The organism is Mesorhizobium sp. M7A.F.Ca.US.011.01.1.1 (assembly GCF_003998295.1).
Taxonomy (GTDB): domain Bacteria; phylum Pseudomonadota; class Alphaproteobacteria; order Rhizobiales; family Rhizobiaceae; genus Mesorhizobium.
Genome location: NZ_RZRT01000001.1, coordinates 238,010 through 250,594, shown reverse-complemented (window position 1 = coordinate 250,594; position 12,585 = coordinate 238,010). Strand labels below are relative to the sequence as shown.

General features: G+C 60.7%; 9 protein-coding genes and 1 pseudogene. 8 read left to right on the top strand and 2 right to left on the bottom strand.

What is annotated here, in order from left to right:
* Positions 1-261 precede the first annotated feature (261 nt).
* The 3 genes from EOA13_RS01235 (at position 262) to EOA13_RS01215 (ending at position 4,387) form a co-directional block, all read left to right on the top strand.
* Entirely contained in the window at positions 262-1,650 is a 1,389-nt protein-coding gene (locus EOA13_RS01235) for a pitrilysin family protein (RefSeq protein WP_127289012.1), read from the top strand.
* A 250-nt stretch (positions 1,651-1,900) separates the two neighbouring features.
* Positions 1,901-3,250 (top strand): pitrilysin family protein, encoded by a 1,350-nt coding sequence (locus EOA13_RS01225; protein ID WP_245490280.1) that lies wholly within the window; start codon positions 1,901-1,903, stop codon positions 3,248-3,250.
* Between the two features lie 267 nt (positions 3,251-3,517).
* Complete coding sequence (locus EOA13_RS01215) at positions 3,518-4,387, top strand: patatin-like phospholipase family protein (protein WP_127289010.1); 870 nt, start codon at positions 3,518-3,520, stop codon at positions 4,385-4,387.
* Positions 4,388-4,435: 48 nt separating this feature from the next.
* Here EOA13_RS01215 and EOA13_RS01210 read toward each other — a convergent pair whose 3' ends face one another.
* On the bottom strand, positions 4,436-4,978 hold the full coding sequence (locus EOA13_RS01210) for a dihydrofolate reductase family protein (RefSeq protein WP_127289008.1): 543 nt from the start codon (positions 4,976-4,978) through the stop codon (positions 4,436-4,438).
* Positions 4,979-5,107: 129 nt separating this feature from the next.
* Between EOA13_RS01210 and EOA13_RS01205 the strand changes: the two are divergent.
* The 3 genes and pseudogenes from EOA13_RS01205 to EOA13_RS01195 all read left to right on the top strand — a co-directional run.
* A pseudogene (locus EOA13_RS01205) lies at positions 5,108-5,344 on the top strand (patatin-like phospholipase family protein); the annotation flags it as partial.
* A 441-nt stretch (positions 5,345-5,785) separates the two neighbouring features.
* Entirely contained in the window at positions 5,786-7,849 is a 2,064-nt protein-coding gene (locus EOA13_RS01200) for a nuclease-related domain-containing protein (protein WP_206535253.1), read from the top strand.
* Between the two features lie 327 nt (positions 7,850-8,176).
* Positions 8,177-9,187 carry a hypothetical protein gene (locus EOA13_RS01195; RefSeq protein ID WP_127289006.1) on the top strand — a complete coding sequence of 337 codons (1,011 nt, stop codon included), beginning with the start codon at positions 8,177-8,179 and terminating at the stop codon, positions 9,185-9,187.
* A gap of 296 nt (positions 9,188-9,483) precedes the next feature.
* Here the strand turns inward: EOA13_RS01195 and efp are convergent, their stop codons facing one another.
* Positions 9,484-10,053: an elongation factor P gene (gene efp / locus EOA13_RS01190; protein WP_127289004.1), complete on the bottom strand. Its 570-nt coding sequence runs from the start codon at positions 10,051-10,053 to the stop codon at positions 9,484-9,486.
* Positions 10,054-10,170: 117 nt separating this feature from the next.
* Between efp and epmA the strand changes: the two genes are divergently transcribed.
* Both epmA and EOA13_RS01180 read left to right on the top strand, forming a co-directional pair.
* The gene (gene epmA, locus EOA13_RS01185; RefSeq protein ID WP_127289002.1) at positions 10,171-11,211 is read left to right on the top strand and encodes an EF-P lysine aminoacylase EpmA; all 1,041 of its coding nucleotides are present in this window, start codon (positions 10,171-10,173) and stop codon (positions 11,209-11,211) included.
* Between the two features lie 113 nt (positions 11,212-11,324).
* Positions 11,325-12,575: an FAD-dependent oxidoreductase gene (locus EOA13_RS01180; RefSeq protein WP_127289000.1), complete on the top strand. Its 1,251-nt coding sequence runs from the start codon at positions 11,325-11,327 to the stop codon at positions 12,573-12,575.
* The last annotated feature ends 10 nt before the right edge of the window (positions 12,576-12,585 follow it).

Here is a 12,585-nt window from a genome sequence, read left to right as displayed (position 1 = left end):
GGGGGGGGGGGGGGGGGGGGGGGGGGGGGGGGGGGGAACCGGTTGTGCGAAACTGTAGTCTTCGACGGCTTTCGAGACGGTCAGGCCAGCTTTTCCTCGGCTCGTCGGCGCAGACCCCCTCTCCGTCTCGGCTTCGCCGAGCCACCTCTCCCCCGCTTCACGGGGGCGAGGAACCGAGCACTGCCTCTAAAATGACCAACAATTAACTTTGCTTGTCGCCAGTACCTTGCCTATCGTCTGCAGACAGAACCGGAGCCATCGATGACATTTCAGGCTGAATGGCTGCGTGGAACGCTGTTGGCGACCTCTTTGGCTTTTGTCATGACCAGCCCGGTGCTGGCCGAGAGCCCCGTCTTGCCCAACACGGTTCCGGCCGAGTTCAAGGTCACGGATTTCCTGCTCGACAACGGCATGGAGGTGGTCGTCATTCCCGACCACCGTGCGCCGATCGTCACCCATATGGTCTGGTACAAGATCGGCAGCGCCGACGAGCCGCCCGGCAAATCCGGCATTGCGCATTTCTTCGAACATCTGATGTTCAAGGCGACGACCAACCATGCGGCGGGCGAGTTCGACCGCGCCATCTCCGATATCGGCGGCTCCAACAACGCCTTCACCTCTTACGACTACACCGCCTTCCACGAGACGGCGGCGCCGTCGGCGCTCGAGCTGATGATGAGCTTCGAGGCCGATCGCATGCGCAATCTCATTCTCACCGACGATGTGATCAAGACCGAGCGCGATGTCATCCTCGAGGAGCGCCGCTCGCGCATCGACAACAGCCCCGAGGCCGTGCTGGACGAGGAGGTCGATGCGACGCTGTGGCAGAACCAGCCCTATCGCATCCCGGTCATCGGCTGGATGCAGGAGATGCAGCAGCTGAACCGCGCCGACGCTGTCGCCTTCTATGACAAATATTACCGGCCCAACAACGCGGTGCTGATCGTCGCCGGCGATGTCGAACCGGACACGGTGCGGGCGCTGGCCGAAAAGACCTATGGCAAGGTGGCGCGCGGCCCCGATCTGCCGCCGCGCATCCGCCCGGTGGAGCCGGAGCAGAACACCAAGCGCACGGTGACGCTCGCCGATGCCCGCGTCAGCGTGCCGAGCTTTTCCACCCAATGGGTGGTGCCGTCCTATCACACAGGCAAGCCGGGCGAGGCGGAAGCGCTCGACCTCTTGGCGGAGATCCTCGGCGGCGGCAATCGCAGCCGGCTCTACCAGGCGCTCGTCGTCCAGCAAGGTATCGCATCCAGCGCCGGCGCCTTTTTCCAGGGCACCATGCTCGACGACACCAACTTCACCGTCTATGGCGCGCCGCGCGGGGATGCCAAGATTTCCGACGTCGAAGCGGCGGTCGATGCCGAAGTGGTGCGCATCGTCAAGGATGGCGTCACGCCATCGGAGCTGGAGAAGGCCAAGGACCGCTATGTCAGGTCGATGATTTTTGCCCGCGACAAGCAGGATTCCATGGCCAACATCTACGGCTCGACGCTGGCCACCGGCGGCAATGTGCAGGACGTCCAGCAGTGGACGGACCGCATCCGCAAGGTCACGACAGACGAGGTCAAGGCCGTCGCCGCGCGCTACCTGGTGCTTGCCCGGTCGACCACCGGCTATCTCTTGCCGCAGCAACAGGCGGGGAATTGATTTGATGTCGAGATTGAGCGTTGGCGCTGCCCCTCACCTGCCTGCCGGCATCCTCTCCCCGTATAGTGACGGGGAGAGGGGTGCTGTCATCGCCGGTTTCGCCAATCACCATGGTTGCAAGACAGGCGCCGAGGTCGCGGCCAGCCTCGTTCTCCCCGTCACTATACGGGGAGAAGTGCCCGGCAGGGCGATGAGGGGCGGCGCCGACTTCGGCGATCGTTCGTCTGGAATACAAATTGGAAGCTATCATTTGTCTGAAGCGACTGCCCCAAGGCGCGCCATCGCCCCGCTGCTCACGTTACTCCTTTCCATCCTCTTCCTCATCCTACCGGCACTCACCGCGCGGGCCATGGACATCCAGTCCGTCACCTCGCCAAAGGGCATCACCGCCTGGCTGGTCGAGGACTATTCCGTGCCGGTTGTTGCCATCCGCTTCGTCTTCGGCGGTGGCTCGACGCAGGATCCGCCGGGCAAGGAGGGACTGGCCAATCTGATGACCGGCCTGTTCGACGAAGGCGCCGGCCCGCTCGACAGTGAAGATTTCCAGATCAAACTCGACGATGCCGGCGCCGAGATGAGTTTCGACGAGAGCCGCGACGGCATCTACGGCTCCATGCGCATGCTGGCCGAGCAGGGCGACCAGGCATTCGATCTGTTGCGGCTGGCGGTCAACGAGCCGCGCTTCGACCAGCTGCCGATCGACCGCATTCGCTCCCAGATCCTGTCCGGCATCATCGCCGGCGAGAATGATCCCGACACGGTGGCGCAGAACAAATGGGCGCGCGCCCTCTATGGCGATCATCCCTATTCCCGCTCCGACCAGGGCACCAAGGAAAGCATCGCCGCCATCACGCCCGATGATCTCAAAGCCTTGCACAAAGCGGTGTTCGCCCGCGGCGGCCTGCATGTTGCCGTCGTCGGCGCCATCGACGCGGAGACGCTGAAGAAGAAGCTCGACATGGTGTTCGGCGACCTGCCGCAAAACCAGGCGCTGAGGCCGGTGGCCGATATCGACCCGAAGCTGGCGCAGCATATCGAGGTCGATTACGACCTGCCGCAGACCTCGCTGCAGCTCGCTTTTCCCGGCGTGAAGCGCAAAGCGGCGGATTTCTTCCCCGCCGTGCTGATGAACGAGATCCTCGGCGGCGGCACCTTCACCTCACGCCTGTTCCAGGAGGTGCGCGAAAAGCGCGGGCTGGCCTACAGCGTCAACTCCTCGCTGATCAACCAGGACCACGCCAGCGCGCTGATCGTCAGCACCGGCACCCGCTCCGACCGCGCGGCCGAAACGCTTGGCATCGTCCGCGACGTCGTCAAGCAACTGGCAGAGCAAGGCCCGACCGAGGCGGAGCTGGCGGCGACCAAGAAATACATGATCGGCGCCTACGCCATCAACAATCTGGACTCTTCGAGTGCCATCGCCTCGACGCTGGTCGAACTGCAGCTCGACGATCTCGGCATCGACTACATGCAACGCCGCGCCGGCTACATCAACGCGGTGACGCTCGACCAGGTCAAGGCGGCGGCGAAAAAGCTGCTGACCGCCGAACCGACCATCATGGTCATCGGCCCGAAACTGGCCGGAGCCGGCAAGGGATGAGAGCCGGCCGCCATTTTTGGGGCGCCGGCGCTGCCCCTCATCGCCCTGCCGGGCACTTCTCCCCGTATAGTGACGGGGAGAAGGAGGCTGGCCGCAACCTCGGCGCCTACTTTGTGACGCCGGTAATTGGCGAAATCGGCGATGACAGCACCCCTCTCCCCGTCACTATACGGGGAGAGGATGCCGGTAGGCAGGTGAGGGGCGGCGCTGATCTCGCCAATTGGCGGTCTCCGCCACAGGCCGGAAACGGGGCAGGAGTCACTCAAAATGGCGCCTAGCTTCGGCATAGCCTTCGGCGGCGGCGGCGCGCGCGGGCTGGCGCATATCCATGTCATCGAGGCGCTGGACGAGTTGGGCATCAAGCCGGTGGCGATTGCCGGCTCGTCGATCGGCGCCATCATGGGCGCCGGCATGGCATCGGGCATGACCGGCAAGGATATCCACCACTACGCCCGCTCGATCCTTGGCCGCCGCGCCGAGGTGGCGAGCCGCATGTGGCGGGCGCGGCCGGGCACCATCGCCGAAGCCATGCAGAACGGCATCCGCGTCAGCCAGTTCAACGTCGAGCGCATCCTGAAGGCCTTTCTGCCCGAGGCCATCCCCGAAACCTTCGCCGAGCTGAAAATCCCGCTGAAGGTGACGGCGACCGACTATTTCGGCCACAAGCTGGCCGTCTTCGAAGACGGCGACCTGCACTCGGCGCTGGCGGCATCAGCAGCCATCCCCGCCGTGTTCCGCCCGGTGACGCGTGACGGCAGGCTGCTGATCGACGGCGGCATCTACAACCCCGTGCCGTTCGACCTGATCGAAAACGACGCCGACATCATCATCGGCGTCGACGTCGTCGGCGCGCCGGAGGAAGTCGATCGCAAGCAGCCGACCTCCGTCGACCTGATGTTCGGCGCCACGCAGCTGATGATGCAGTCGATCATCGCCAACAAGCTGAGACAATGCCGCCCCGACATCCTGGTCCGCCCGGCAGTGTCGAGATACCGCGTCCTCGATTTTTTGAAGATCGACGCCTTGATGAACGAGACGGCGGATATCAAGGACGAGCTGAAGCGGCAGGTGGAGAGGGTGGTGGAGGCGAAGAATAGCGCCGCCATCAAGAGGAGGCGGGGAAAGCAGGTCGGGTGAGGATGCATCTTCCCGACTCGATCTGGAAGGAAAGAGGCTCCAACCGATTTACGATTTCGCCGCCACTGGCGCATACTCCAGCGCCACCACGCCGTTGTTGAATGGCTTGGCGGAAATCAGTTCGAGCGACACCGGTTCGCCAACTGGGAATAGCGGCTTGCCCTGGCCGACGGCGCCGGGATAGCTGAGCAGCCTGACGCGATCGACCAGGCCATGGCGCAGCAATTCCTGCGCGACGCTCAGGCTGCCGTGCACATAGATGTTGCCGCCGCTGCCTTGCTTCAGCGTCCTGACCGCATCCGGCAGCGGTCCCTTCAGCAACTCGGCCGGCTTCCAGTCGAGCGCCTTCAGGCTGGTCGAGGCGACATATTTCGGCAGCGCGTTGAACCGGTCGGCAAAATCTCCGGTTTCCGTGGGCCATGAGCCGGCAAAAATCTCATAGGTCGTGCGCCCCAAAAGCATGGCGCCGCTGTCGGCAAGCTCGTCCTCCTTGAACCTGTTCATCTCGTCGTTCCAGGTCACGCTGGGCAGCTTCTCGACCTCGGCAATGCCATCGACGCTGATGAATTCGGTGACGATAAGTTTTCGCATGGCGTTCTCCTTCTTTGGTCAAAGGACGGAATGCGCGGGCGCTTTGCGACACGCTTCGTGAAAAATAGCGCGGCGCTTGGTCGTTTTCGGTCAACGCCAGAAACGCGCATTGACCTCAACCGGCCTGACGGCGCCACCCAACTGATGATGCAGTCGATTATCGCCAACAAGCTGAAACAATGCCGTCCCGACATCCTGGTCCGCCCGGCGGTGTCGAAATACCGCGTGCTCGATTTCCTGAAGATCGATGTCCTGATGAACGAGACGGCTGACATCAAGGACGAGTTGAAACGGCAGGTGGAGAAGGTGCTGGAGACGCGGGCTGGCGCCGCCGTCAAAGCGAGGCGGGGAAAGCAGGTCGGGTGAGGATGGTGGCGTGCCGGTAGGCCTGGCGCCCATTCTGCTTGCCGAACTGGCTTAAGCGAACAAAAAGCGACCTATGGGAACGGTCGCATTTGACCCGAAGCGGACATAGGCGAGTTCACGGCCGAATGGTGGCTTTGCGCCCCATGTCGGTCGTAGAGTTCAATTTTGCGATTGCCCGGAAACGGACATCGCCGGCTACCACACTGACGATCTCGCCGGCAGCCAGAACTGCCATGCCCGTACGGACGGGTTGGTGTCGGACGTCCGCCAGGGATCGTCACTCGCATGGGTCGAAACCGCAAGCGGGTTCGGTGGCAAAAGCCATAGAGCCCGGCCGGCGGCGGAAGCAGGCAACTTATGTCTGTATATGATGGAAGGTGAATCGCTGTATTCTGCTGAGTTACTTCAATCAGAAATTTGTGTGATCTAGTGGATACCGACGTGGAAAAGGCCGAACGCCCGAAAGCGCGTGACCTGCAAAGCATTTTTGCGGACCTGCGCGCGTTGGCGCAGAACGACGGTGCCTTGCATGACATCTCTGTCATTATGTATCGCGATTGGGTCGTCGCAATCGATCTGCAAGAGGGTAAGGTCGCTGACGACCCGGAAAAACGCTGGTCCACGACAAAGCTAAACAGCAACGAGTTCATGCTCTTGCTAGGGTTGATGGTCCAGTCGCCATCGGATCGCACGTACTCCGTTGTCGTTTCAGAAACCGATTTTGAGGGAACAGCGGACAAACTTTTACGGGAATTCCACGACCGGCTGACCCTAGATTCTCTGCCGGATTTCGACAATCCGGCAGAGGCCGAGAAGACGCTTGGTGCTGCTGCCCGGGAAGCCATTTACTACGGTGCAGACAGCTTCTTTCTTCACCAACTAGAGCGCTTTAGCCGCGACAGATACCGCAATGATTTCGAATGGCTGATCCGCAATGCTGGACTGTCGGCACGTCCAATGGTTGAAATCGCGCGGTTCATTATGGAGTGTGTCTCGCGACAGATGTCATCAATCAATGCCATGAAAAAAGAGGGAATTGTTCCGAGCAAGGCAAACCTGACCGACAGTCTCTTGATCGCCAAAGCTGATCTGGTCAAGAAATTCGGGGCCAGCAAAGCGAACGCCTTCATCGCTAAGTTCGCCACACCCGGCACAAACGCTAATGCGGCCTTCATGTCTGCGTTTGTCGTAAATCAAGTCAATCTCGCCCCGTTGATCGATATTGGTCAGCATCTCTATGCACCCAACGCTTACCGGCTATCTGAGAGCGTCTACGAAAGCCCGACCTACTGGATGCTGGTCGATGATACATATCTCGACACGCTGGCTAAGCATCGTGGTGCTTTTCTTGAGCGAACAGCGGCCGCCTTGTTTCGGTCTGTGTTCGGTGCGGCCAACGTTTTTGAGAATGTGACGATCCAGCCGAGCAAAAAGAAAACAGCCGGGGAAGCCGACGCGCTCGTGGTGTACGGCGAGTTCGTGATTGTGGTGCAAGCGAAATCTAAGCGCGTAACACTGAATGCCAGAGCGGGCGATGAAGAGGCACTAGCGAAGGATTTCAAAGGTGCGATCCAAGACCCATACCGCCAAGCTTATGAGTTTGCCGAGCTAATCCAGGCCGGATCGGAATGCAAAACCAAGGATGGGAAACCGTTGATGTTCCCTCCAACGGTGCGGACATTTCCCGCGGTCGTATTAAGCGATGAATTTCCTGCTGCGACGTTCCTTTCCAACATTATGCTGAAACGCAGCGAAAGGATCGCACCTGTCATCTGGGATCTAGGCGTTCTCGATTGCGTAGCTCGGATGTTGCCGACGCCGATTGAATTTCTCTACTACCTGAAGTGCCGATCGGACGTATTCGACAAGATGCAGTCAGATAGCGAATACAATTTTCTTGGCTATCATTTGAAATATAAGCTAGCCATGGACTCCGAATATGACTTCATGACGCTCGATAAGGATTTCGCTGGAATCGTTGAAGATTTTATGATGCCCCAGGATGTGGGCATAAAGCCGGTTCGGCCGATAAGCATCCTCGATAGGCTGGATATTCCGGTTATTTCCGACTTGTTCAAGAGCTTGAGGACAGCACGACCAGAGCTGGCGTCGATCGTCATTGACCTCTACGATTTTTCCTACAACTCGCTGACAGACCTCTCCAAGACCGTACAGGTGATCCGAAAAGAAGTGGCGGCTGGCAAGGAAATGAAGTCGTTTTCGGTTTTGACGGAAACGGGCGGCCTTACCTATCTGGTTTGTAGGGCCCTTGATGAAAAAATCAGAATGGCCGCAGCGGCCATCGGCCATAAGCACAAATACGATTCGAAGCGTGATCGCTGGTATGTCATCGTCGACAATATCAACACACCAGCACCCGTCGACGCTTTGCTGCCTCTAACCGAGAAGTGGCGAGAGGACGCTGATCTGGCTGAAAATTCGCGCAAGGTAGACGAACTGTTTAACACCAAATGGCAGCCTCGCGTCGTTCGCCCCCGGCCCTGAAATGATGGTCCAGGCCTGTCGCGATAAGGTTAGAATAGCCGATCACAGTGGCAATGACATTCGCTCCGAGAAGACATTCTGTTTGGGCGACGTGATGTCCTGATTAGGCCCAAGGTGTCGATGTTCTTGGTTCCCGAGCAAAGCTAGGGCGCGGGACACTACAACAAGGGTGAATTCGATACCGTGTTGAGCATTAACCGAAGGTGGAAGGATATGGGAGTCGCGAGAGATCAAGGACGGTCATCGGCAGGCCCTCACAAATGGATTGAACGGAACGGCGGGCCAGAACCTATCACGCCGCGCTTCACTTTGTTTCTTGAAGCAAAGATGTCAGGCCGTTCCTTGGATTTGGAAGGCGACAGGGAAATGCGCCCCGACTACGCATGTTTAGGTGGCGCTCTGGTGATTGAGATTAAGAGCTTAGAGAGCGACCCCTCCGAACGACTTTCAAACGCCATTGCCCCAGCAAAGGAAGGCGAAAGCTGGCCTCAGTTTTTTGGTCAGTGGCCGGTGGAAGCGATCTTAAAGAACTTGCCGGAGGATGAACGCGGAGCGCTTCGCAAGAGTCTAGGTGACCGGCTTGGCAGAGCCATTGTAACCCACATGAAGAAGGCCAACGGACAGATTGCGAATTACGAAAAGAAGAATGAAGACATTCGCCTTCGTCTACTCGTCCTCATCAACGAGGATTTCGTTGAGTATGATCCCGCAATTGTTACCTACATTGTTCAAACGGAATTCAGAAGGCAAACTGATAGCGGTGAACCGAGGTATTCTAACATTGATGCAGCTGTCTTTCTGACAGAACGTCACGCCACCAACGTTAACGGGCAAGTGACATTTCCAATATTGGTCATTCATGGCCCTGGAGTTGCTGAAAATTCTGTCGCACTCGAATTACTTCGTCGTCTTGTTTCGCGCTGGGCTCGTTCGTCAGTGGGAATAGAGCCATTAGATGTTTCTGTCGATTTCTCTGAGTTTGTACCTATTCACGAAAACCCAAAGCAAATGCGGCGTTCGGAGTTTTGGGAGCAGGAGTACCGGCGCAAGCCTTACATGCATACCTGGAAAGATGATGACGTAATCGGCCTTTGGGACGTAACGACACTCTTAACGTTATTGTCTTTCCACGTGGATCCACCGCTGAAGGTCCCACGGGAAGGCATCAAGCAATTGATGGAGCGAACCACCCATTTGATGAAGGAGTTTGCCTCGCGCGGCATTGCGCTGGACCGGATAAAGCCGACAAAACAGCGGAACGATGCTGCAATCTCAAAAATCACCTACGGCCCGGCAGTCCAGGAATGGCTTCGGAAGCAGCTCGAGCACATACAATGAATGCTGCTCATTCGTTCCGTATTGCAGCTCGCCGCGTTTATCCACCGGCTGTTGGAGATCAGGGGACGTGCGTCAGCTCTTAAGTATCCCTGATGGACTGAGCTTCAGTGGCCAGCTTTCGGCAGTCGGTGATGCGGTCGGAAGGGCGGCTTCGGCCAGATGCCTCCTGGTAGCTGCCAGTCCGCTCCCGGCCCACGGCGGCTATTCGATGACCCTAAGGGTCGCGTATGGCGCGAAGCGATCGCTGAGGAATAACCGCCTTCGCCCGCTATCCGTGAAGCTAAAAGTCGCTTCCCTCAGTCCTTCGCCCGCTCCACATAAGCCCCGTCGGCCGTCATCACCACCACGCGGGTGCCCGGCGCGATGTGCGGGGGGACCAGGGTGCGCACGCCGTTGGACAGTACGGCCGGCTTGTAGGACGACGAGGCCGTCTGGCCCTTGGTCGTCGGCTCGGTTTCCACCACTTCGAAGGTGGCGCGCTGCGGCAGCACCAGGGAAATGGCAATGCCGTTGAACTGCGACACCTGCACGGCCATGCCTTCCAGCAGGTAAGGCGCCATGTCGCCGACCACGGCTTCCGACACCGCCACTTGGTCGTAGCTTTCCGGGTTCATGAAATGAAAGCCTTCGCCGTCGCGATAGAGGAAGGTGTGCTCGCGCTCTTCCACATAGGCGCGCTCAACCTGTTCGGTGGTGCGGTAGCGCTCCGAAACCTTTACCCCGTCGCCGATGCGGCGCATATCGAGCTGCGTCACCGGCGTGCCCTTGCCTGGGTGGATGTTTTCGGCAAAGAGGATCACATAAAGCTTGCCGTCCTTTTCGACGACGTTGCCTTTGCGGAGCGAACTGGCGATGACTTTCACCACGGTTTTATATCCTGCAAGAAGAGTTGACTGGCGTTTGCCGGCTTGTGCGGCGCTGGATGGGGGCCTACCGCATCTTGGCCGCCGCCGCCAGCCCCCTTCCACCATGTTCCGAGCCGCATGACCGAAGCTTCGCCCTGGTGGACGCCTGACGTTCATGCCGACCGCCGCCCGCGGCTGATGCTGCGCAACGCCATCGCCGCCAGCCTGCGCGACTGGTTCGCTGCCCATGATTTCGTCGAGGTGGAGACGGCGGCCCTGCAGGTCTCGCCCGGCAACGAGGCGCATCTGGCGGCTTTCGCCACGCAAGTGGTCGGACCGGACGGCGCACGGTTGCCGCTCTATCTCCACACCTCGCCGGAATTCGCCTGCAAGAAGCTGCTCGCCGCCGGTGAAGTCAGGATTTTCAGCTTCGGTCCGGTCTACCGCAACCGCGAGCGCGGCCGCTTGCACCATCCCGAATTCACCATGCTGGAATGGTATCGGGTGGGCGAAGCCTATGAAAGCCTGATGCAGGATTGCGCGGCCTTCCTGGCGCTGGCCGCGACAAGGGCAGGGGCTACTCTTTTCTCGTTTCGGGGCCGCGACTGCGATCCGTTCGCCGAGCCGGAACGGCTGAGCGTCGCGGACGCCTTCACTCGCTACGCCGGCATCGATCTGCTGGCAACGGTCGCCGCCGACGGCAGCACCGATCGCGACGCGCTGTACGCCGCCTTGATCCGGGCCGGCATGCGTACCGCGCCCGACGACAGCTGGGCCGACCTGTTCAGCCGGGTGATGGTGGAAAAGATCGAGCCGTTCCTCGGACAGGGGTGCGCGACCATCCTGTGCGAATATCCGCTGGCCGAGGCGGCGCTGGCCCGGCCGAGCCCGAGCGACCCGCGCGTCGCCGAGCGCTTCGAACTCTATTGCTGCGGCGTCGAACTCGCCAACGGCTTTGGCGAACTGACCGATGCCGAGGAGCAGCGCCGGCGCTTCGTCATCGAGATGGACGAGAAACAGCGCATCTATGGCGAGCGCTATCCGCTGGACGAGGATTTTCTTGCCGCCCTTGCCATCATGCCGCCGGCCAGCGGCATCGCGCTCGGCTTCGACCGCCTCGTCATGCTGGCAACCGGCGCGCAGAAGATCGAGGACGTGATCTGGACGCCTGTCGCGTGAGGCGCGGAAAGATCTGGCCTATTCGATTCCAGGGATCAAGACTGGACCGTGACCCCGAACCAAGAGACCACATGATCGGTACGGGATTTTAAGGTCAATCGGGAAGATCCACAGTGGCTGCTTCTGAAACGGTCGAAATCGCCATTGTCGGCGCCGGAGTTGTCGGGCTGGCGACGGCACTTCGCCTTGTCGCGGACGGCCGCGAAGTCCTGCTCATCGATCCAAACGAGCCGGGCTCCGGCGCGTCGTTCGGCAATGCCGGAACGATCGCCGAATATGCCTGCATGCCGGTCGGCACTCCTGCGGTGCTGCGGGCGTTGCCAAAGCTGCTGCTTGATCCCGACAGCCCGTTTTCGCTGCGCTGGCCGGCGCTGCTGCAGCTGGCGCCATGGCTCGTTCGGTTCATGCGGCAATCGCTGCCGGCGGCCACCCGGGCCAATGCGCTGGCGCTCGCCGGACTGCTGGCCGACGCCCTCCCGGCCTGGGAGGAAATGGCTGGGGAGGCCGATCTGGACGATCTGCTGCGCCGCAATGGCTGTCTTTACCTCTATCGCCGCGAGAGCGATTTTGCCGCTGGCGCCGGCGGCCGGGCAATGCGCGCTGGGTTTGGCATCCACCAAGAGGTGCTGACTCCGGAAGAGGTGGCGGCACTTGAGCCGGGCCTGCCGGCGACAGCAGCGCATGGCGTGTATTTTCCCGACTCGATCAATGTCACCGATCCGGCAATGGTGATGCGGCGGTTGCTGGGCGCGGTGAGCGCCCGTGGTGCATCGGTGAAGCAGGCTGAGATCACCGGGCTGCAGGTCGGAGCTGACGGTGTCCAGCTCAGCGGCCCCGGCGTTCGCATCAAGGCTGGCACGGTGGTGATCGCCGCCGGTGCACGGTCACGCGCACTGGCCGCGCAGGCCGGCGACAGGATTCCGCTCGAGACCGAGCGCGGCTATCATCTGGAATTCCACACCGACGCGCCGCTGCTCAACCGGCCTGTCTGTCCCGTCGATCTTGGTTTCTACCTGACGCCGATGGCTGGCCGCTTGCGGGTCGCCGGCACCGTCGAACTCGGGGGCCTGGTCGCGCCGCCAAATCCGCGCCGGCTGGCGCTGCTTGACCGTGGCGCCAGGCAAATTTTTCCCGGGCTCGGCTCGCCTGCCTCGCAATGGCTCGGCTGCCGGCCGTCCCTGCCGGATTCCAGGCCGGTCATCGGCGCTTCGCGCGGCAGCTCCCGCGTAATCCATGCTTTCGGGCACGGCCATCTCGGCCTGACGCTGGCTCCGATCACCGCGCGGCTGGTCGCCGATTTGATCGGCGGACGCGGCGATCCAGCGCGGCTCGCACCTTTCGCGGCGGGCCGTTTCGGCCGTTGATCGACCGATG